This is a genomic window from Pseudomonas sp. W2-17, from assembly GCF_041060445.1.
GTDB lineage: Bacteria > Pseudomonadota > Gammaproteobacteria > Pseudomonadales > Pseudomonadaceae > Aquipseudomonas.
Genome location: NZ_JAUFNS010000008.1, coordinates 41,562 through 62,893, shown reverse-complemented (window position 1 = coordinate 62,893; position 21,332 = coordinate 41,562). Strand labels below are relative to the sequence as shown.

Below are 21,332 nucleotides of genomic sequence, written 5' to 3'. Positions count from 1 at the left end.
GCTCTGGCCGCCATTGCCCAGTCTTTGTCAGGTATTGACGACCGAAACCTGGTGATCGCCAGCGCGGCCGAAAAGCAGGCTCAGGTGGCCCGCGAGGTTGACCGCAACCTGGTTAGAATTCGTGGTCTCTCGGTCCAGGCGGCAGCCGGGGCTAAACAGACGCGAGCGGCCAGCCAGCAATTGTCGGAACTGGCGTTCGGACTCAACGAACAAACCCGTCGTTTTCGCGTATAGCCTTGGCCTCTTATCCAGACTTTATTTCAAAATCCCCTTCACCGGCAGTGCCAAACAGCCATTTTTAAGAGATTCACAACATGGACAGCTTTCCCGCTGGGACTGAGCAGTTTGTCGTGATCAGTGCCAACGGGTTGAAGTGCCTGACGAACTAGAGACCTTTCGTTTTAGCACAATCGTCTAGCCTCAAAGCGATGAGGTTTTGGAAACCTCGCCTTTCACTCAGGAGTTCCACCATGCGCAAGCTCGTTTCATCTGCCATGATCGGCTTTCTACTAACCGGCTCTCTTATCCCATTTGCATCTGCCGAAGACGATGTGACCAAAGGTATTCGCCATGACAACCGAGAGCTGGACAAAGGCGTCGACCACGACGCTGGGGAAGTCGATAAAGGCGTCAAGAACGACGCCAGTGAGGTTGATAAAGGCGTGAAACATGACAATGACAAACGCCATAAGGCCGACAAGCATTTAGACAAGGAAGCCAAGAAGGATCTCTGAGCCAGGAAGTGGCCTCAAGCTCGTAAGAAGTACTGATGCGCTCACGAATGCGAAGAAGCCCTAGCCAAGTTGGAGACGGCCGTGGAGGGCTTGAGGCTTACACCTCTCAGATAGCGGCGTTAGGCACGGCCTCTCCAGAAAAAACTGCAGCCTGACGCTGGTTAGCATCGGCTTTAGCTTTGAACTGAACCTCGCATTTTTCACGTGCAGCGGCATAACACGCTACTAGATAGTCGGCTTGCCAAAGGGTTAACCGCCCGGCCACATTTAGTCCCAAAGCAAAGCCATCCGCTCGACCGTGCGTCCACTTCAGTTGCTCGAGCGAGTCTGCCATCTGGATTTTGTAAAGCAGAGTATCTGCCATGCTGTGCAGCTCCGGGGCGAGCTCCAGAGCGTTGATGTGGCTGGGTGGGAGACTTGGAAAGCCCATGGGCTGTTTGATCTGGTAGGACATGTTCGACTCTCGTTGATTGCGCAGGGCAAGACTGCGGCTTAGCTCAGCTAAGATGTGGCTCGTCTGATTATCAGCATCCATAGCCAGCCTCAAAGCACGAATGAGACGCTGCGGATCGGAGGCTGAGTTGAGCAGACGGTTGGCCATAGCGCTTCTCTCTATAGCAAAGAGACTGAACGGAAAATGCCTTAGCCTAACTGACTGACCCGCCGTGCATAAGTCGGTAACCGTTTTTTCTATACAGGCATCCGGACTATCGGAACTCCATGAGTTTAACCGCAGCACTGGACTGACCGGCCGGCAAATTCCACTCGATTATTAGGAATCAACCACTGAAGATTCTGTCGGAGCAGAAACACTCTTCTGTAGAGCTACTGCGAATGGACTCCATCCTGGTTGTTGAAGACGAGCGTCTGATCCTGAATCTGGTAATCGACGTTTTGGAAATGTATGGCTACACGGCTACGCCTTTCAGCAATGCCGATGCTGCCTGGAGATTTATCGAAAACTGCGGCTATCCTCCGCGGCTACTGATTACGGACCTGCAGATGCCAGGAGAGATTGATGGCATTGAGTTGGTTAGGCGCGTCCGTCGGCTTCAGCCTTCGACGCCCGTCGTCGTCGCTTCCGGCTACCACTCCACTGCTGAATCACTGGCTGATCATCGCGTGCACTGGTTACCCAAACCGTTTGAAATCGATCAGTTGCACGCGATCTGTCAAAAACTTGCACCACAGCATTAAAGACTGTTCATATATACAGACTATTCACAGATAGCGTACTGTTTGATACAGGCCGGAGCAGCGATGGCGAGTCACCCAACACGTGTAAACGATAGCTCCACCGGAGACATCAGCGGATCAGATCACAACATCTTCTTCGCTGCCGTGGAGACCACGCGCATGCCGATGATCGTCACAGACCCCAAACGGCCTGATAACCCGATAATCTTCGCGAACAACGCATTCATCGACATGACCGGTTACAGCCGCGATGAAATCGTGGGCTCCAACTGTCGATTTCTGCAGGGGCCCGAAACCGATCCAGCTGCCGTCAAGCAGGTCCGTGAGGCCATCGCTGCCAATAGGGAAGTGGCTGTTGAGCTGGTGAATTACAAAAAAGACGGTTCGGCCTTCTGGAACGCGCTTTTTATTTCGCCGGTGTACAACGAGTCCGGTGAGCTGATCTATTTCTTTGCCTCGCAGCTGGATGTCAGCCGCCGGCGTGATGCCGAGGACGGGTTGCGCCAGGCTCAGAAAATGGAAGCGCTGGGCCAGCTCACGGGCGGTATTGCACACGACTTCAATAATCTCCTGCAGGTGATGATTGGCTATCTGGACATGATCCAGCGTACCGCCGATAAACCGCATTACGATCAGCAGCGGATTCTGCGCAGCGCAGGTAACGCACGAGACGCTGCTGAACGGGCGAAAACGCTCACTCAACAGCTGCTGGCCTTTTCGCGTAAGCAGAAGCTTCAGGGCCGTGTGGTGAACCTGAATGCCATCATCACCTCATCTCAGGAGATGGCCGAGCGCACGTTGATAGGTACCGACATCAGGCTGGCTCTGGCAAGCGATCTATGGAATTGCAGGGTGGACACGACCCAGACAGAGGTCGCTTTGCTGAACATATTCATCAATGCCCGTGATGCCATGGAATCACGACAGCAGCGACTACTGACCATGGAGACCAAGAACGTACAAATTCAGAACCTCGCCTCAATGTCATATGACGGGTTGATGCCTGGACGTTATGTCAGCGTGGCTATTACTGACAACGGCGCTGGTATGCCGGCCTCCATCGTCAGCCGGGTGATGGACCCCTTCTTCACCACAAAAGATGAAGGAAAGGGATCCGGATTAGGGCTTTCCATGGTGTACGGATTTATGAAGCAATCCGGAGGAACGGCCCGGATTTATTCCGAAGAGGGCATCGGCACAACGATTCGGATGTATTTCCCCGCGGATGACAGCCAGCTCAACACCCTGCCCGTCATGGAGGCGATCGTCGAGCCATCAGGCCGAGAACGGGTTTTGATTGTGGAAGACCGTCCGGACGTCGCGGAACTGGCCAGAATGGTTTTGGAAGAATATGGCTATACGTGCGGACTGGCCTACAGCGGCCAGGAGGCACTTGCCATTCTCAAAGGAGAACAATTTGATCTGCTTTTTACCGACCTGATCATGCCTGGTGGAATGAACGGCGTGATGCTGGCCCGGGAAGCCAAGCGCTTTTACCCCACCTTAAAGGTGTTGCTGACAACTGGTTATTCCGAGAACTCGCTAGAACGTACGGATGCGGGGGGCAACGAGTTTGATGTGATATCCAAACCCTACGTGCCCACCGATCTGGCGAAGAAGGTACGGCAGGTGCTGGAGGGACCCAACGGGGTGAGCTGATTGTCCTTTCTTGTTCGGTGCAGTCGTGAAAGCCTGCCAGCTTAATCTAATGGTGCATTGATACACCCTGCGAGACTGAGCTGACTTACTAAGCGTGCGACCACTGCACCTGGACAATACCGTGCCGCTCGGCGAGTGGCTTGCTAACGATCTGGACCCTGTCTCTGCGATGTTTCGGCATCTGCGCAACCCACGAATGCACTACAGCCCAGTGCCCGGCCTCAGCATTGCTCATATTTTGTCCGCGAGTACTACCAGTGCGAGCAGCTAAGTCTTGCAGCAGCTTGGTTGCTTAAAGCATACCTCGGCTCTACATCAATGAGAATGATTCAAGAAAAATATGGGTCAGATCCAACGTCTGTCCCGTTTTGCGCTGCGTATCTACACTTTTTATAGGCAAGAAATACGTTATCGTTAGTTTTAAAGGGGGGGGCAGCATGGAGACGACTAAACCGTTTAGGGTTCGCGATAGCTGGGTCTTGGTCGATTCTATGGTCGACACCTATTGTGAGATTGCGGAAGAGGCGTTCGGCTGCTTTCTCTTCGAGAAGGGCAACCCGGTTCCCAAACCGCAATGGCTTAGCGAATCGACAGACTACGACGATCAGAAAGCCAGAAAACAAGTGGCTGGCATAAAAACCATCGTCTTCTCTGCGATGGCCTTGGAAGCTGCGGCGTTTGAATTTGCCACCCTCCAGCTGGGAGAGCGCCTAGCAAAAGATTACCTGGACAAGCTGGATGTGGTGGGTAAATGGCTCATCGTCCCACGCTTGGTCTGTGGTCGATCGCTGCCGGAAGGATATTGGTCCACATTTCTGCGCCAGGGGTAATGCCCGCGAGCAGGTAGCTGAAGGCGATCAAGGACAAAAATCCCAGGGTGAAGAACTTTTTGGGTGACGGCGATTTTGGCAACAGCCACGACATCAGCAGCCATGCCGCCAACGTACCCAGCAGCCCGAGCGACTGGAAATGCCCGACGGTCTCCCACGAATAGCCCAGCGCGGACTGCAGGAAAGACGGCAGCACGTAGTTGTTGGCGCCCAGCATCAGATAGCTGAAGCAGAACAGCGCGATACCGTAGACGTAGCGCCGGTTGATCACGTGATGCACTTTCAACAAGGGCCGTGGGTGTTTATTCTCGTTTCGCAGGTAGGCCAGCAGCGCGAACGCAGCCAGCCCGACGAACACCAGAATGATGGTGGTTTCGTTGTAGAAGTCGTAATAAGAGCGTTGAAGCACGTACAGGATCGAGAACGAACTGACAGCCAGCAGCAGCACCTGACCGAGTCGACTCTGACTACGGGACTCGACCGGATGCCGGTCTGTCGGCAGAAATCTCAGCGCCAGCATTGCGACCAGCATCGCCACGACAATCAGAATCCAGAAAATAGCCTGCCAGGTGGAGTACGCAACTGCCAGTGAGGAAAGCACCGGTGCGGCCGAGGTGCCGCACGCTAGACCGATGGCAAAGGCCTTGATGCCGGTAAACCGGTAAGGTCCTGGCGAAATCATCTGCACCATGACCCGAGCCGAGGTCATGAACCCTCCGCCGCCCAGCGCCATCACCACCCGGCCAGCGGTGAACGTGACCAGATCGGCGCTGACGCTGCAGATCACCGCGCCAACGATATAAATGCCGATGGACGTCAGCAGGTAGTTGCGCCAGCCAAAGCGCTCGGTCAGCCAGCGTTGCTTGGAGATCGAGATCACGGCCAGACAGGCATAAAGGGCTGCCACCAGGCTGAACTCTTCAGGACTGGCTTCGATTTCACCGCGTATCGGCGCCGAGGCAAACGCGATCATGCCGGTTTGCAGAAACTCCAGACTGCACAACAGCGTGATGGTAGTCAGCAGCAGCCAGTACTTCCTGAACATCGCAGCCTCCTAACGCCTGGCACTGCTGAGCGCAGGCGCCCGTTGGGCTCCCTCATTTTCAGTGATGACGCTTTCGACCAGCGCGTCGGCGTTTTTCAGTTCGTTATCAAACACTGCCGTGCTGTAAAGGTCCTCGCGGGGTACGTCCGCACGCAATACATCGCCGTCTTGCGCGCGGGTGTCCACCTTTACCCGCATGGAGATCCCCAGGCGCAACGGATTCCGGGCGATCTCCTGCGGGTCGAGCGCGATTTTCACTGGCACACGCTGAGTGACCTTGATCCAGTTTCCCGTCGCGTTTTGCGCCGGCAGCAGGGCAAAAGCGCTGCCGCTTCCTGCATCAAGACCGGCGACTGTTCCGTGAAAAACGACATCAGTGCCATAGGAGTCGGCTGTCAGCGTGACCGGCTGCCCGATGCGGATATGTTCAAGCTGCGATTCCTTGAAGTTCGCGTTGACCCACAAGTGATCCAGCGGCACCACCGTCATCAGGGCCACGCCCGGGCTGATGCGCTGGCCCACTTGCACGCTGCGCCTGGTGACGACGCCTGTCACGGGCGCCAGCACCACGGTGCGGTCCCGGGCGACAAAGGCATCGCGCAGATTGGCAGCGGCGGTCAGTACGTCCGGGTGCGACCGCAGCGTGGTGCTATCCACCATTGCCCTGCGCTGGGCCAGGGGCTGGCGGGTCGACGCCAACCCGGCAACGGCGTTTTTCAGAATATCTTCGGCGTGGCTGATCTCTTCACGGGACACGGCCCCGCTGGACGCCAGTTGCGCGCGCCGCTGCACATCCGCCCTGGCCTTGCCGACATCGTTGCTGCGCTGATCGACTTCCGCCTGCAGTTGCTCCACCTGGGAGTACTGAGTGCGCGCCATGCGGGTGGCCCTCGCCAACGCAGCTTTGCTGCGCTCGAACTGGATTTCGGCGTCCACCGGATTGAGCCGCACCACCGGGTCTCCAGCGCAGACGTAGTCAGTGTTGTCCGCGCCAATCCCCGTGACGGTGCCAGTGATCTGCGAGGTCACTTGAACGGCGTTGCCGTCCACATAAGCGTCTTCGGTGCGTTCATTGCCAACTTGATACCCGTACCACAGGGCCAACAGCGCAATGAGGATCAGACCGGCGCCGATAAAGACAACGGGGCCGGAGTGGCGAGATGCGGCGACAGGGACGCCGGACGCGGGAGATTGAGTGCTCATCATTTACTCGAAAGATCAGGTGTCAGGGCTGCGTTCGACGCAATGGCATCGGGACTGAAGCCGCCCCCCAGCGCCCGGCTCAGGCTGGCCTGGAGTGAAAGGCCTCGGGCGCGCAAGTCAACGAGTTGGCGTTGCTCGGCCAATGCAGCGTTTTGCGCGATCAGTACCTGGATATAGGAGGCAAGCCCGGCACCGTAGCGGCGATTGATCAGGTCGTAGGCATCATTGGCGGTCTGAACGGCCTGTTGTTGCTGGTCCACGCGTTCTTTCAGCCAGCGCAGAGAGGTCAGTTGATCGGCTATATCGTGGAGCGCGTCGATCAACGTCTGGTTGTAGCCTTCGACCGCAACGTCGTAAGCCGCATCCTGGCTGGCCAGATTGGCCCGTAGACGACCTCCGTCGAAAATCGGCAGGCTGATCGCCGGCCCGATCCCGAGCATCCGGCTGCTGCTGTCCTTGAAGTCGCCAAAGCCAAAGCTCTGCAAGCCCAGGGAGGCCGCCAGGTTGACGTTGGGATAAAAACCGGCCTTTGCCACGTCAATTTCATGCCCGGCTGCTTCGACTCTCCAGCGCTGGGCAACCACGTCGGGGCGCCGGCCAAGAAGCTCTGCGGGAAGACGGCTGGGTATCGAAAAAGGCTCGACCTCGCCGATGGCCGGCCTGCGGATGGAACGACCACGGTCCGGGCCTTCACCCATCAACGCCGCCAGCCGGTTCTGGTCCAGCTCCACGACCTCTCTGAGCGCGGAGAGGGTGGCTTTGCTGGCCGGAATACTCGCTTGGGCCTGTTTGATATCAACCTGGGAATCCAGCTCGGCGGCGAAGCGCCGGTGCGTAAGATCGAGGATCGACTGTTGCTGGGCGAGCACCTGCTCGGCCAGGTCAATCTGATCGTAGTTTTTCTGCAATTCGATATACGCCTGCACCATCGCCGAGGAAATCATCAGCGTCGTCGCGTACCGGTCAACGTCGGCCGCCCGCTGACGGCCGATGGAGCCTTCCAGCGCAGCACGATTTTTGCCCCAGAAATCCAGCTCGTAACCCACGCCCAGCGAGGTCTGGTAGAGCGTCTGCCAGGTGCCTGAAACGCCGCCCGCTGTTCCGTTGGCACTGTATCGCTGTCGTGTATCGGAAAAACTGGCGTCTACCCGAGGCGCAAGCGCTGCCTGGTTCAGGCCTGTCAGGGCCTGGGCCTGGCGGACCCGGGCGGCAGCGCTGGCCACCCCGGGATTACCCGCAAGCGCCTCGCGGACCATGTCATCGAGCTGCCGATCGCCAAACGCCGTCCACCAGGTTTGCTCGGGCCAATGGGCGCCAGATACCGGTGCCTCATCCAGGGTCTTTTTACTGCTGGCCTTCAGGCCCTGCCACACCGAAGACTGGGGTTTCAGATCACTGTAGGAACATCCACCGAGGGCGACGGCGACCAGTGCGGTCAGAAACAGGCGGACGGGATGTTCGGTGATCAATCGTGTGGCTCCAACGAGAAGTCGTTAAGGGGTTGCGTTCAGGCATTGGCGTTAAGCAGTGATGACCCGTGCTGCCCAACTCTCGCTAACCTGCGGCGGACGATGGCCGCGCGGCGCACAGGGCCGACAGCAAGGGTTGTTCGGCAGACAAAGCCTCGACCGCCTTGTCCCAGGACGCTGAAACGGCCTGTGCAGCGTGCTGGTAGAGCACAGCGCCGTCAGGCGACAGGCGGATGGTAATAAATCGTCGGTCGGCGCCTTCCCGTCCTCTGCTCACCAGTCCGCGATGTTCCAGACTGTCCAGCACATTGGTCATGCCTGAAGACGTCAGATTGATCTCGCGCCCGCACTCGGCCGGGGAACTGGCTCTGCCGGAAGCGACTGTTTCCAGCACCTGAAACTGCGCCACGGTCAGGCCGAAACGGGAGATGGCTGATTTGATCGTGTGTTCGAGCACGCGATGAATCTTACCCACCGAGCGGTAAATGTCGGCATAAGCGGGGGGCATCATTGGGGCGCTCATCATGGTCTGAAATGAATAGCGGTATCGACGCCAGCGATGGACTCACTGCCGCGTTTTCACCAGGGTGGATTGAGTGCAAAGCAGCAAGTGCCGCCAATGGCAAAGGATGCTATCAGCATTTTTTTCCGTACTCATTGGCAACGTCGATAACCGTTATCCCTCTCCCCGATGGGCTTGGGCGGGTTGAACACTTGCCGGCAATGCACGCAAGGCATGCCGGCAAGCACGATGCAAATGGCAGCCATGGCCGGGAGCTCACTGCGCGCCTTGCACGGCAGCGCTCTGATTGCGCCGCCACCCTCGCGACGTGGACATGCCGGTTGTCCGCATACGCGCTGGCGCATGGATGGCGCGCTCCCTAGGCTAGGCACCTTCAAATCATCAAGGGCACCCACGATGTCGGTCGTGGTGGATAGGGCTTATGAATCGCAATGAGCTGCGCAGGGCTGACATACATCTGATGGTTGTGTTCGAAACCTTGATGCTGGAGCGCAATGTCACCCGGGCGGCAGAAAAACTGTTCCTCAGCCAGCCCACCATCAGCTCGGCGCTGAACCGGCTGCGCGGCCTCTTCAATGACCCGCTGTTCATCCGTGTGGGCAACCGGATGGAGCCTACGGCACGGGCCAGCGAGATCATTCATCATCTGTCTCCGGCGCTCGACGCGATGTCCGTCGCCTTGAGCCTGACCCGGGATTTCGATCCTGGCAGCAGCACCATGACGTTTCGAATCGGCCTGTCCGATGACGTCGAATACAGCCTGATGCCCGCGTTGCTGCAAGCGCTGCACGAGGAAGCGCCGAACGTGGTGATTGTCATCAAGCAGGTCAACGCGTGGAATATTTCCGAGCTGCTGGCCTCGGGCGAGATCACCGTGGGGGTCTGCATTACTAAAGACCTGCCTGCCAACGCCAAGCGAAAGCTGCTGAGAAACGTCGTGCCCATGGTGCTGCGCATCGATGTATCCGACACCCCGCTGACCCTGGATGAGTACTGCTCACGCCCCCATGTGGTCGTGTCCCATGTTGCGAACATTTCCAGCTTCGCCGACGAGTGGCTGGAGGCCGTCGGGCGCACGCGTAAGGCTGTGCTCTCAATTCCCCAGTACACAACCCTCCCCGCGCTCATGGCCGTCGGCAACATGCTGTGCAATATGCCGGACTACTTGGCACTAGCGTTGAGCGAGACCGGTGCATTGCATGCTGAACCCCTGCCCTTCGTAACCCCAAAACTGGAGTTGTCCATGTCATGGTTAAGCGTCATGGACAGTGATCCAGCAGAGCGGTGGCTGCGTAGAAAACTTGAACGCGTCATGGGGACCGGAAAAAGCTCACTTTAACGGGTGCGTTGATATTAGGTCTGATAAAGCAGCCGCGCAGGCATTCATTGCTGCAGGGACAGCCGCCAATACGGTGCGCAGCCACCGCAGCGCCCTCGCCTACTGGCTGGCCTGGCTGCAACTTCGCTACGGTAGGGCCCTTGGGGACAGTCCACTGCCTGACCCCGTGGCCATACAGTTCATCCTCGATCACCTGGCGCGACCGCTGGACAATGGCGAATGGTCCCATCTTCTGCCGGCGGCCATCGACGCAGCACTAGTTAACGCCAAGGTAAAAAGCAAAACGTCGGTGGCCGAGCCCCAGCGAATCCATCGCCGTTAGGACCCTGCTACGTGAGGCGCGCAAGGCACAAAGTCGTCACGGCATGCGGGTGCGCAAGAAGACCGCGGTAGTGCTTGAGCCGCTGCAAGCGTTATTGGCCACTTGCACCAACGGCGTGCGGGGCATTCGTGATCGCGCCCTGCTGCTCCTGGCCTGGAGTGGTGGCGGTCGACGACGGTCTGAAGTGGTCGGTATTTCAGTCAATGATGTACGGCCGCTAGATGCAGACACCTGGATCTACACCTTCGGCGCGACCAAAACGGATACCAGCGGCGTGCGCCGTGAAAAGCCGTTGCGAGGCGCCGCTGCGCAGGCGCTAACCGCCTGGCTCGAAACAGCGCAGCCACATCTGGGCCACTGTTCCGGCGGCTGTACAAAGGGGGCAAAGTCAGTCGAAACGGGTTGTCAGGAGATCAGGTGGCAAGGATTGTTCAGCGTCGCGCGAAACTTGCGAGACTTGAGGGTGACTGGGCAGCGCACAGCTTGCGATCAGGCTTCATGACCGTAGCAGGACGGCGAGGCGTACCAATGGGGGACGTAATGGCGATGACAGAACACCGACGCGTGTCCACCGTAATGGGTTACTTTCAAGCCGGGGGCATTGTTTGAAAGCCAAGCGACGATGCTTTTGGCCAGGGCCAGCCTCCACCCGCGAGACACTCCAAGTGATATGAATGACGATGCGATACCGGACTGCGTCACGTAATCCAATGCGAGATCCATGCAGCGCATTTATCTGGCGAGCGCCACGACTACTCTCAGACAAAGCCCGACTGTATAGCTTGTGCAACCCACGCTCTCGCGGTGAAGCCTCAGATATGAAATTGAGAGCCGAAGAGAGCATGCCCGCAATGTTTGCCGTACGGCACTCGTGTAAAAAAAAGAAACAGACAAACGGCAAACAAAAAGTCAAATACCAGATACGCTGATCAGTGACCACAATTAATAAAAAAAGCTTAAATTGAATAGGTATCCTTGGGCTGGACACGACAAAAATGGTCTCTCTTCTCAATTACCAGAAGAACGTACGCATATGAAAGAAAAAATGGTTGGTCAGACTAATAGCGACGAGATGGTGACGGGGACACTGAGTACGGTGCCCAGACAAACCCTTCGTACATACGCCGACAACTCTGTCAGAGCTTACAAGTCGCACATAAGACACTTTCGGTACACCGCCGAAAAATCTCTGCCATCGGACCCGTTAGAAATCGCGGATTACCTGCTAAAATACAGCTCAACGCTTGCACCAGGCACGTTGATTGCACGATTAAGCGCATTATCTAAGTGGCATAAAGAACAAGGGTTCCAGGACCCAACTAAGGATCCGAGAATCTCCCAGCTTGTCTCCCACATCAAAAATCACAGTCAGCATACGACGACAAAAACTGTACCACTTCTGGTAGCAGACCTCGCAAAAATAGATATCCACATGCGAGAAAAAATTGAACGCCGTGAAAATTTTGAAAGGGAAGGTGTGGAGGAAAGGCTTATAAGAGATAGGGCGATGATGCTGTTGGCATTTTGGAGAGGGTTGACATTCACACAGCTGGCAGCTCTGAAAATTAGCGATATTGTCTTGCAGGATGGCGGCAGAATAATACTCAGTGCCCCTGCTACGGAGGGGACAGTCACGAGCATGAGGATGCCCGCAAGGAAGACTTTATGTCCTACTCAGGCACTTCAGGAGTGGCTAGAAATAAGAAAAAGCCGTCGCCACAATCTATTCTATGGCATCGACAGATGGGGAAAGGACACAGAAAAGAAAGTCAAACATTTTGTGGCCGGCTATGCTTTGGTGACCCGCTGCCAAGATGCCGAATTATCTTTTCCATTAAGCTCGCTTAGTTTTAGGCGGGGATTCGAACAGTGGGCGTTGTCCGCAGGATGGAGCGTTCAATCCATCCGCGAATACGTGGGCCTCAATGGCGTTCAAGAAGCTCTGCTACCTTTAACTAAGGGCATGTCTAACCAAGAGATCTGCGACAGCCTAGATGAGCAGTAATCGAAGCTGGGCTTCAGGGCAACGTTAAATCTTCAAGCAAGAAATGCGGCAAATTGAGCTTTTCACCATTTGAGCTGGTCAGCCAACCTCTCACGCCTTGATCGGCGGTGCCGGTACAGGTTGTGAATAACCAAGTGGGATTATTCGGGACCAGCACCCCGATGTCGGCAAACAGCGCAACGATATTTTGCCAATCGGCTCGAGCGGAAGAAACATCCAGTATTACCGCCGTCATCACGAGCCCGATCATTCTCGCAGTGACGGACGTCGCTCTTGTATGCCCAAAGAAAAGATCTCCGACAGCCGAACCGTGATTAGCAACAGGGGCGACGTTTTCCCGCAATAGACTCTTCGATAGTTGATAGCAGTAAGGTGGAGCGTCAACAGGCTTCATGTAGGCCCTGAGCACTGCCGAAAACAAGCCAAAGAACAAATTGGAGCGCTCAGTCATAGATTGCTCACGCCACGCACATAATTGATCTTGTATCTTATTAGCTACAACCGCCATAATACTAAGCAACCTCCCAACCTCCCCGGAATAACTAGGCCCGACCGCTTCACTGGGATGGTCGAGGATATACCTGCCCACTGAATTAATTCGGTACAGTGGGTTGTTGCAACGATATTCGCCTTTGAGAACCTGCAACGGGCAGAGGTGAATATCGCAAACTGTATAATGCGCGTATCCCCAATTTAGACGCCAGACGGGAAACCTTATGGATTTCAAATCTTCCCTGATACAGCTTGGACAAAATTGAACTCGCTCACAGGGGGCAAGCAACAACCCCCAAGAAGGCGCGCGATTGATAGACGCTAGAAGAGACAGCTCAATCTCTAAGGACTCACTGACACACCGCAGCTTATCCTCGGCATAATCAAAGTCGATGTCCCCATTTGCTATCGCGCTTTGCATTATCTCCTGAAGCATAAGCCTGCCGAACTCACTGACCATGGAGGTGTCAGGGATTTCTATATATCGAAGTATTAATGATGACAAAACCTCCCCTTGAACATACATTTCAACGCTCCACCTTTACGGGAATCTCCTTTCCCTTTTTCAAAATATCCAAGTCAATGCGCTCTGTCCCATCTATAATGGACCACCAGGCAGCATTTTTCAAAAGGTTGACTACCCGTCCGAGTACGCCCCCAGTTTCGCTAATCAAGTATTTCGTCACTGCCGGCCTGTCGATCAATGAAGGCTTTCGGAGAGGAAATGTGGATACATAGGAGTACACAAACGCCCGAAAAGTCTCATCGTCTTTCCAAGGAAGCAGCTCTATCTCATAGAAGCGTCTGGAAAACTGGCTATCGTGTTCGATTGCCTCTCTGCATTCGCTCGTTCCAAAAATAATCACAACCAGAGAAAAGGGAGGTCCCGACATCGTTTTCATATGAATGAGGTTTTTTAATTGTTCACGCGGTGTCGTGGCCAATAGGTTGTTGAACTCATCGATACCTATGCCCCTGACGTTACGAGCGCCGATAGCATTCAACAATCTTTTTTTGCTTCCCGAGTAGCTCGTTATAGTGCCTAACGTCAGCGCTGAGACGAGATCATTACTGAAGGTTTTATGATCGCGAGCGCGCTCGGAATCAATTTCAAGCTGGGCTAAACAATCAGTTGCGCCCGAGCTCATGCCAAATTCCATCATGACGCGGCGAAATAATGCACTTTTCCCCATTCCCGGTTGCGAATGAATAACCATGCAATACCCATCCCCTGTTCGAGGCAGGTCGACTATAAATCTCACCTGCGACAGGATCTTTTCCGCTTGAGGATAATTTATCCAAAAGTTCTCGGCGATAGCAGCCTTTCTGGCATCTAAACCTGCCTCTACTAGCTGTCGGCGTGAGGGTATCACGTGCTCGTAACTATTCAAGCTAGCCATGTTGATTCACTCAAATTCGATCTTAAACAAAGTGGGTGGGGTAGCAAAGTCATCATCTGGTTGCTGGATCTCAACACTTGTTTTTTCATCACTATTGATATAGGTCTCACGATCTTTATAGACAGATCTAGACTCCTGCATTTTTTTGAGCGTTTTGGTCGCTCGCTTAGCCGTCTCAACGATTTCTCTATTCTTTTCCACTAAGCGAAAAACTTCACGTTTGCTGACCAGACGTTTTCCGCTCACCTCACCCGCCGCTTTGATTTGACGATTCGCTGCTTTAAGTTCTTGTAATGACAGATCAGAGAGCGTCAGATCGGCAAACGGCACCCGAACATAACGCTCACCAGTCGGATTCACCCAGATAAAACGCAATGACAATGGATTATATTTGACCGCAACTTTTTTCTTTACGTATGCTGATAACGCACCAGACCAGTATCGAAAGCCATACATCTCGATCCCCTGTCGCGAAATAGTCCTCATTTTCTCCGGATAAAAATCCAAGGAAAATCGCACTTTATTCTCGACAATTGCCGGCTGCCTGAGACGTCCCTCACTATCAGTCCATGCCGACACCCACTTATCGTGCGGCGTCTGCTTGATGGAACGATGCTCAGTATTATGATAAATTGCAACAGCTCTAGCGAACCACTTTTCAAACTCGCTAAAAGTCAAACAGGCTTTCCCTTCACTATCATAATCGCCTTTCTGAACCACGTTGCTCATCGTAGTGCCAGGGAGAAAATGTATATACCCTACCGCCAACGTTCCAAACAACCGTTCAATATGCCCTCCCCACCAAGGCCTTCCCGGAGGTCGATAGTTCAGTTTTATCGCGTGCTTGTCTGCTGCTATCTTCAATGCTTTAGCTTTGAACTCCTTCGCATTATCCATTGCCAAGGACTCTAGCTTTCCATAGTAAGGATAGGATATATCTTCCAGATCCAGATGTGCGAGCCAGTCGTCTTTCGGAAATGTCGCATGTGTGATCGCTTGAGCAACGCTGAAGCTGCTTGGCGCATCGATCGAAAGATAATATCCTACGAGCACTCGTGTATGCAGATCGATTATGACAGTTACCCAGGGCCTGCAAAGTGGCATCCTGGTTTTTTCGTCCACGATAATGCAATCTACCAAGCAATGATCCATTTCAGTCTTGGCTAATGGATGACTAGCCTTATTCTTCCTCGGGCGTGGCTGGTACATATCATTCGCACTTTTGTGGCCGTCCCTAAGCATCGCCAGCTGCGATTGTGATATGCAACGTATACGGTTCGCTACCGTGCCTACCGCAGGTGCTTTGAGCCCAGCTTTATCACATAGCTCTTCTACGTATTTAACAACCTCTGCGATATTAGACCCTGGGCCTTTCCACTTTTGCTTTATTGATAGAGCAACAATAGCCTCAATTCGTGTAGGAATTAATCGCTTCCCCTGCTTAACTCCCGGCTTGTCTTTGAGAAAGTCAGCAGGGCCGCTGGCGTTTTTAAATATTTTAACGAGTGCATAAGCTCTGGGCTCGCTAATTTTGAGTTTCGCCGCAAGATCACCAACTTTTGAATCGTCTGCTTCTACATAATCCTTTAGTGCGCTATACCTAAACTCAGCTAGTGCCCAGTCCTCGGCACTGGCCTTGGTTTCGATCGCGGGAACCGCGTATTCAGTCTCCTCAGGATCTTCATCTATCAAATCGCCCAGCTTTACTTCTCGATACTCGCTAAGGTCCTCGCTATACATGAGCGCGAGCCCACTTGGGGCGGCCCCCTCATAGACCCATTTCTTACTGTCAATCCAGAATCGTGCGCCCTTACGAATGGAATCCATGACGAATCACCGAGAACAGTCATTCACAATAATTCAAGCATAAATCTGCTCATTCGCAATAATTCATGATCTAGGAATGCTCCGTGGCCTGCCAAGTTTCCTAACATGCTGAAAATAAAAGAATTTAAAAAATCGTACTAATAGCTGATGCTGACAAGAATCGAATGTGCCGCCTCTTGAATGGACTATCCCTGGTCATTCAGCATCCGGCCTGACTAGCGACGTCAACGCTTACCCTCGATTCCGGCGTTTCATCGATCGCCAGGCTCCCGGCCGTATCCATCACGATTACAGTTCGCTGCAACTGCCCACCCTGCAAGGTCTGAGTTTGAATTCACACCGGCACCTGATAAGCACCGCAGCTGCCTGGCACCCCAATAACCGCCGGTGCTCGCATCAAGTGACCGCCGATGTCTAACCGGCGCCAATGACTCGCACCGCAGATCACATCACAGGCCCACGTCCAGGCTCAGCCCCTAAGACCTATCACAACGCGGTCCAACATCACGTGCCTGATCACCCGGATTTAAATAGCGAACCCTCGATACCCAGTCTTGACAGGCCCAGCCGTCCCCAGCCAAAAACCAGGACAGCCCCCACGGAAAGCCAACCAAACCCAATTAACCTCAGGCAGTCTAAAGTCGAACATTTAAGCTCGATTACGGCCGGGTATTCCCTGAAAGCCCCGTAATAAAAGGCCTGCAGCACATATACGTAAGACTGACAACGTCCGTACAGTCTGCAAAACCGCCGCATTTACGCGCCAAATTCGCCTAACACTTCTCAAAAACCGCAGCCTGGTACAGAAACCACCAGCCCAATGACCTGAGATGCCCAAATCAGCCCACAAAAACCAGAGATATGCAGGCACCCCAACTAACACACCCCAACCCAAAAATGCAATATCCGATAACTGTCAGACCCGGATATTGCATCTCTATTCATCCTGCACGATCATGCCGGCACCTTCCGCATACACAGCCAGCGAATTCCATGCCCGCGCCTTCGTCACCCCATCCGCTGTTCGAAACCTACGCGAAGTTCGGTGAGCTGAACTTCAGTTCCTTAAAGGAAGAGCTTCCGGCGATCCGGGATTATCTGGAGCAATTCCCTGCTGAAACCCAGGCGATCGAAGGCTACCGCGCCGTGCGCAGCTTTCTCAAGTCCTACGCCGGCAACGAATCCACGTTCAATTCCTACCGCACCCACGTCGAGCGGCTGCTGCTGTGGACGATGCTCAAATCAAGGACACCCCTCCTCGCCATGCGCCGCACCCAGGCTGAAAACTTTATGGAATTCTGCCTGGCGCCCGACCCTGCCTGGGTGGGTCCGGTGGTCAAATCCCGCTTCACCCGCCTCGGCGCGCGCAAGAAAACCGCGACGGACACCTACGTCCTCAACCCCGATTGGAGGCCCTTCAGCCAAACCGTCGCCAAGGAAGAACGCAAGCGTGCCCAGGAAGAAAACCGGCCCGCTTTGCAGGACGCGTACCGGTTGGCCCAAGGCTCTATCGCGCAGATCTTCGCGGTGTGTGGCAGCTTTTTCCAGCACGCGATTGATGAGGGTTTCTGCGAGCAGAACCCGTTCCGGGCGGTGAAGCAGAAGAGCAAATACAAGGAGCGCAACACCGACAACCAGGACACGCGCATCCTGACCTCGCTGCAGTGGGATTTCGTGTTGGAGACCGCCGAACTGCTGGCCGCCGAGGACGCCAAGTACGAGCGCACGCTGTTTATCGTGGCAACGATTTTCTCCATGTACCTCCGCGTTTCCGATCTGGTCGGCCGTGACAACTGGAAGCCGACCATGGGCGATCTGCGCAAGGACGGCGCCGGCAACTGGTGGTATCACGTGGTGGGCAAAGGCAATAAAGCCGGCAAGATCAGCGTGCGTGACGACTATGTCGAGAACTACCTCAAGCGCTGGCGCCTGCACCAGGGCCTGTCACCCCTGCCCGGCTTCCGGGAAAGCACGCCGCTGATTGCCACTCAGCGTGGACGTGCGGGGTTGTCCGACCGGCATATCCGCGTGTTGCTGCAGGAGGTGTTTGATCGCGCGCTGCAGCGCATGCAAGCCGAGCACTGGCCAGATGAAGACGTCGGACGCCTGCGCGCGGCGTCCTTGCACTGGCTGCGGCACACCTCGGCCACCTTCGATGCGCCGCACCGCGACATGAAAGACCTGCAGGTGGATCTGCGGCATAACAGCCTCAGCACGACACAGAACGTCTACTACAACTCCGAGGATGAAAAGCGGGCGTATTCGGTCAAGCGGCTGCCCATGAAAGAGCGATCGTGATCTGTAAAAACCTTGGGCAGACGCTGAACGTCAGCGGTCCGGTTAACCGTTCAGGATTGCCTGATGAATATGCTCCAGCGGCATGATCCGCTGGGCAGCGTTGAGCTTGATGGCCTCCTTGGGCATGCCGAACACCACGCAGCTCGCTTCATCCTGGGCCACGGTGGCGGCGCCGGCGTCGAGCATCTCTTTGAGACCGCGCGCGCCGTCATCGCCCATGCCGGTCATGATGATACCGGTGGCGTTCTTGCCGGCGAACTTGGCCACCGAACGAAACAGCACATCCACTGAGGGCCGATGCCGGTTGACTTGCGGCCCGTCGATCACCTGGGCGTGATAATAAGCGCCACTGCGGGTGACCATCAGGTGCTTGCCACCGGGGGCGATCAAGGCCAGGCCTGGGAGAATTCGATCGTTGTTCCGCGCTTCGCGCACCTCGATCGCACAGATGCTGTTGAGGCGCTCGGCAAACGAGGCGGTGAACTTCTCCGGCATGTGCTGCACGATCACAATGCCCGGGCACACCCTCGGCAATGCTTTGAGCACCGCTTCCAGCGCCTGGGTTCCGCCTGTGGAGGTGCCGATAGCGACGATGCGCTCAGTGGTCTGTGCCATGGCGTGGCCAATGGCGGCAGGCAGTATCGCATCCGCAGTCAACTTACCGGCCGGAACTGGCAGCGGCGCCGGGCTGGCGCTGCGCTTTCCCAGGTTCCTGACGTTGGAGTTGGCGGCAGCGCGTATCGCGGCCACCAGCTCGGCCGCCGATTCGAGCAGGAAATTTTTCAACCCGGTCGTGGGTTTGGTGATGATTTCCACTGCGCCTGCCGACAACGCCTGCAGGGAGGTTTCCGCGCCTTTTTGGGTCAGCGAGGAACAGATGACCACCGGCGTCGGCCGCTCGCTCATGATTTTCTTGAGAAAGGTGATGCCGTCCATCCGTGGCATTTCCACGTCCAGCACGATCACGTCGGGCCATTCCCGGGCGAGCTTGTCCATGGCGAAAATCGGGTCGGACGCGGCGCCCATGACGTGGATATCGGGTGTGTCGCTGAGAATGGCCATCAGCACCTGGCGCACCACGGCCGAGTCATCGACCAGTAGCACACTGATTTTTTTGGTAGGCATCGTGTTGAAGTGTCCCCATTGGTTGGTGCCGAACCCAGACGTTGCCGTTCCACACGTCGAACAGGATCGTGCGGTGACCGGTGCTGCCCATGTCCTGAGCAGCCAGGTGCAGGTGGTAACGCTCGGCCAGGGCCAGCGCCGCGCGAATATTCATACTGGCGACGTCCTGCGTGCGCGGGTCGCGATGTTGATCGGGAAACATTCTGCCGCCGCCGAACAGCTTGATCTGGTAGTCCTGTACGTGAGTCCCATTGGCGAGGGCGTGTTGAAGCAGCAACTCCAGCGCCTCATCGCCATATCGGCCGTCCAGCGGCTGATCGTGGCGCAGGCGTCCTGGCAGCATGAAGTGACACATGCCGCCGATCAGCCGTTGCGGGTGCCAGAACGTGATCGCCACGCAGGAGCCGAGCAAGGTGCGCAAGCGCGTCGGACGCGTCGCGAAACTGACCTGACCCGGGACCAATACCACTTCGGCGGCGCCGACGGGCATTTTCATGGTTTGCGGTAAATCGATGGCGCCACCAGCTTCAGGGTGTCATTAACACCGTGGAGGCTTTCCGAGTGACTGATGATCAAGTAACCGCCGGGTTTAAGCAGCGGCAGCATGCGTGCGACGACCTGGGTCTTGGTCGGCTGGTCGAAGTAAATCATCACATTGCGCAGGAAGATCACCTCGAATTCACCGAGCGCCGGCAGCGCTTGGTTGAGGTTGACCTGGACAAAGTTGACGCGGCTACGCAGGGTTTTGTCGATCAGGAAGGTGCCCTCCTGGCGACCGACGCCTTTCAGGCAGTACTTGACCAGCAGCGGCTGAGGCAACGTCTCGGCACGCCCCATGGCGTAATGGCCGCTGCGCGCCTTGGCGAGCACTTGGGTGCTGATGTCCGAACCCACCACTTCCCAGGGCGTGGTACCCAGGCCTTCCGCCAGCGTCATCGCCAGGCTGTAGGGCTCTTCGCCCGACGAACTGGCCGCACTCCATACCCGAAACACCTTGCCCGGCGCAGCCCTGGGCAGCACCTGCTGACGCAGGAAGTCGAAGTGCTTGGGCTCGCGAAAAAAATAGGTCTCGTTGGTGGTCAGCAAATCCAGGGCAACTTGCAGCTCGCCTTTGCGCTGGTCATTCATGATCAGCTTGAAATACTCGCCATAGCTCTGCAGCTCGTAATGCTTGAGGCGCTTGAACAGACGCCCTGCCACCAGCGCTTTCTTGGCGGGCGACAGGTTGATGCCGGCCGCGCGGTACAGCCAGCTCTGGAACTGACCGAACTCACGGTCATCAATGGAAGCGGTGTCTGCCATGTTCGGGCCTCAACGCGGGTCGAGATCAAGGGACGGTGCCTGACCGGCTTCGGCAAGGCTGGACATTTCATCGATGGACAGCACGTTGTCCACGTCCAGCACAATCACGAACTTGCCATCGACCTTGGCCATCCCGTCAATGAAATCGGAGCGAATCCGCGCGCCGAAACTGGGCGGTGGCTCGATCTGCGCGGCCGGAATCTCCTGCACCGCAGAAACGGTGTCGACCAGCAAACCGATGTCCTGCGCCTGCCCCTCCTCGGTGCTCGCCTCAATGATGATGACGCAGGAGCGCCGAGTGATCGCCGAGTTCGCCCGGCCGAAGCGCGCCGACAGATCGACCACCGGCACCACCGCACCGCGCAGGTTGATCACCCCGCGCACAAAGGCGGGCATCATGGGCACCACGGTCAGGCTGCCGTATTCGATAATTTCCTTGATCCCCAGAATGCCGATGGCAAACATTTCGCCGCCGAGCATGAAGGTCAGGTACTGCGCGTCCTCATCCACCGCAACTGCGGTTTGCCGAGTGGTCGTCACTGCGCCCATGTCGTTCTCCCTG

The 21,332-nt window shown here is 55.9% G+C and carries 20 protein-coding genes and 2 pseudogenes; 9 read left to right on the top strand and 13 right to left on the bottom strand.

What is annotated here, in order from left to right; genetic code table 11:
- Window positions 1-234, top strand: a pseudogene (locus tag QWI20_RS11995) (methyl-accepting chemotaxis protein); the annotation flags it as partial.
- Between the two features lie 236 nt (window positions 235-470).
- Window positions 471-734: a hypothetical protein gene (locus QWI20_RS11990; protein ID WP_369305660.1), complete on the top strand. Its 264-nt coding sequence runs from the start codon at window positions 471-473 to the stop codon at window positions 732-734.
- A gap of 106 nt (window positions 735-840) precedes the next feature.
- Here QWI20_RS11990 and QWI20_RS11985 read toward each other — a convergent pair whose 3' ends face one another.
- Window positions 841-1,335 carry a hypothetical protein gene (locus QWI20_RS11985; RefSeq protein ID WP_369305659.1) on the bottom strand — a complete coding sequence of 165 codons (495 nt, stop codon included), beginning with the start codon at window positions 1,333-1,335 and terminating at the stop codon, window positions 841-843.
- Between the two features lie 233 nt (window positions 1,336-1,568).
- On the opposite strand from QWI20_RS11985, the gene QWI20_RS11980 reads away from it, so the two are divergent.
- Window positions 1,569-1,931, top strand: a complete 363-nt coding sequence (locus tag QWI20_RS11980; RefSeq protein WP_133777124.1) for a response regulator — start codon at window positions 1,569-1,571, stop codon at window positions 1,929-1,931.
- 63 nt (window positions 1,932-1,994) lie between these two features.
- On the top strand, window positions 1,995-3,590 hold the full coding sequence (locus tag QWI20_RS11975) for a histidine kinase famiy protein (RefSeq protein WP_133777123.1): 1,596 nt from the start codon (window positions 1,995-1,997) through the stop codon (window positions 3,588-3,590).
- A gap of 88 nt (window positions 3,591-3,678) precedes the next feature.
- On the opposite strand, the gene QWI20_RS11970 is transcribed toward QWI20_RS11975, so the two are convergent.
- Window positions 3,679-3,870: a DUF6555 family protein gene (locus QWI20_RS11970; RefSeq protein ID WP_369305797.1), complete on the bottom strand. Its 192-nt coding sequence runs from the start codon at window positions 3,868-3,870 to the stop codon at window positions 3,679-3,681.
- Window positions 3,871-4,027: 157 nt separating this feature from the next.
- Between QWI20_RS11970 and QWI20_RS11965 the strand changes: the two genes are divergently transcribed.
- Entirely contained in the window at window positions 4,028-4,420 is a 393-nt protein-coding gene (locus QWI20_RS11965; RefSeq protein ID WP_369305658.1) for a hypothetical protein, read from the top strand.
- Here the strand turns inward: QWI20_RS11965 and QWI20_RS11960 are convergent.
- The 4 genes from QWI20_RS11960 to QWI20_RS11945 form a co-directional block, all read right to left on the bottom strand.
- Window positions 4,347-5,465 (bottom strand): MFS transporter, encoded by a 1,119-nt coding sequence (locus QWI20_RS11960; protein ID WP_369305657.1) that lies wholly within the window; start codon window positions 5,463-5,465, stop codon window positions 4,347-4,349. The two genes, QWI20_RS11965 and QWI20_RS11960, sit on opposite strands and share 74 nt — an antisense overlap.
- A 9-nt stretch (window positions 5,466-5,474) precedes the next feature.
- Complete coding sequence (locus QWI20_RS11955) at window positions 5,475-6,668, bottom strand: HlyD family efflux transporter periplasmic adaptor subunit (RefSeq protein ID WP_369305656.1); 1,194 nt, start codon at window positions 6,666-6,668, stop codon at window positions 5,475-5,477.
- Window positions 6,668-8,137: an efflux transporter outer membrane subunit gene (locus QWI20_RS11950; RefSeq protein WP_369305655.1), complete on the bottom strand. Its 1,470-nt coding sequence runs from the start codon at window positions 8,135-8,137 to the stop codon at window positions 6,668-6,670. The genes QWI20_RS11955 and QWI20_RS11950 overlap by 1 nt, the downstream gene beginning before the upstream one ends.
- A gap of 85 nt (window positions 8,138-8,222) precedes the next feature.
- Window positions 8,223-8,648 carry a MarR family winged helix-turn-helix transcriptional regulator gene (locus QWI20_RS11945; protein ID WP_369305654.1) on the bottom strand — a complete coding sequence of 142 codons (426 nt, stop codon included), beginning with the start codon at window positions 8,646-8,648 and terminating at the stop codon, window positions 8,223-8,225.
- 433 nt (window positions 8,649-9,081) lie between these two features.
- On the opposite strand from QWI20_RS11945, the gene QWI20_RS11940 reads away from it, so the two are divergent.
- The 3 genes and pseudogenes from QWI20_RS11940 to QWI20_RS11930 all read left to right on the top strand — a co-directional run bounded on the left by QWI20_RS11940 (window position 9,082) and on the right by QWI20_RS11930 (window position 12,326).
- On the top strand, window positions 9,082-9,999 hold the full coding sequence (locus tag QWI20_RS11940) for a LysR substrate-binding domain-containing protein (protein ID WP_369305653.1): 918 nt from the start codon (window positions 9,082-9,084) through the stop codon (window positions 9,997-9,999).
- Window positions 10,000-10,012: 13 nt separating this feature from the next.
- Window positions 10,013-10,930, top strand: a pseudogene (locus QWI20_RS11935) (site-specific integrase).
- Between the two features lie 424 nt (window positions 10,931-11,354).
- On the top strand, window positions 11,355-12,326 hold the full coding sequence (locus QWI20_RS11930; RefSeq protein ID WP_369305652.1) for a hypothetical protein: 972 nt from the start codon (window positions 11,355-11,357) through the stop codon (window positions 12,324-12,326).
- 13 nt (window positions 12,327-12,339) lie between these two features.
- Here QWI20_RS11930 and QWI20_RS11925 read toward each other — a convergent pair whose 3' ends face one another.
- The 3 genes from QWI20_RS11925 to QWI20_RS11915 are packed head-to-tail and all read right to left on the bottom strand — an operon-like array spanning window position 12,340 to window position 16,045.
- Window positions 12,340-13,344 carry a TniQ family protein gene (locus QWI20_RS11925; RefSeq protein ID WP_369305651.1) on the bottom strand — a complete coding sequence of 335 codons (1,005 nt, stop codon included), beginning with the start codon at window positions 13,342-13,344 and terminating at the stop codon, window positions 12,340-12,342.
- Window position 13,345: 1 nt separating this feature from the next.
- Complete coding sequence (locus QWI20_RS11920) at window positions 13,346-14,218, bottom strand: TniB family NTP-binding protein (RefSeq protein WP_369305650.1); 873 nt, start codon at window positions 14,216-14,218, stop codon at window positions 13,346-13,348.
- Window positions 14,219-14,224: 6 nt separating this feature from the next.
- Window positions 14,225-16,045, bottom strand: a complete 1,821-nt coding sequence (locus QWI20_RS11915; protein ID WP_369305649.1) for a Mu transposase C-terminal domain-containing protein — start codon at window positions 16,043-16,045, stop codon at window positions 14,225-14,227.
- Between the two features lie 993 nt (window positions 16,046-17,038).
- On the opposite strand from QWI20_RS11915, the gene QWI20_RS11910 reads away from it, so the two are divergent.
- Window positions 17,039-18,343: a tyrosine-type recombinase/integrase gene (locus tag QWI20_RS11910; protein WP_369305648.1), complete on the top strand. Its 1,305-nt coding sequence runs from the start codon at window positions 17,039-17,041 to the stop codon at window positions 18,341-18,343.
- Between the two features lie 42 nt (window positions 18,344-18,385).
- On the opposite strand, the gene QWI20_RS11905 is transcribed toward QWI20_RS11910, so the two are convergent.
- Genes QWI20_RS11905 through QWI20_RS11890 form a run of 4 tightly spaced genes read right to left on the bottom strand, consistent with a single transcriptional unit; the run spans window position 18,386 to window position 21,319 of the window.
- Window positions 18,386-19,468, bottom strand: coding sequence for a chemotaxis response regulator protein-glutamate methylesterase (locus QWI20_RS11905; RefSeq protein WP_369305647.1), 1,083 nt, complete (start codon window positions 19,466-19,468; stop codon window positions 18,386-18,388).
- Window positions 19,431-19,964: a chemoreceptor glutamine deamidase CheD gene (gene cheD / locus QWI20_RS11900; RefSeq protein WP_369305646.1), complete on the bottom strand. Its 534-nt coding sequence runs from the start codon at window positions 19,962-19,964 to the stop codon at window positions 19,431-19,433. The genes QWI20_RS11905 and cheD overlap by 38 nt, the downstream gene beginning before the upstream one ends.
- On the bottom strand, window positions 19,961-20,770 hold the full coding sequence (locus QWI20_RS11895) for a protein-glutamate O-methyltransferase CheR (protein WP_369305645.1): 810 nt from the start codon (window positions 20,768-20,770) through the stop codon (window positions 19,961-19,963). The genes cheD and QWI20_RS11895 overlap by 4 nt, the downstream gene beginning before the upstream one ends.
- 9 nt (window positions 20,771-20,779) lie before the next feature.
- Window positions 20,780-21,319, bottom strand: coding sequence for a chemotaxis protein CheW (locus tag QWI20_RS11890; RefSeq protein WP_369305644.1), 540 nt, complete (start codon window positions 21,317-21,319; stop codon window positions 20,780-20,782).
- Window positions 21,320-21,332: the final 13 nt, after the last annotated feature.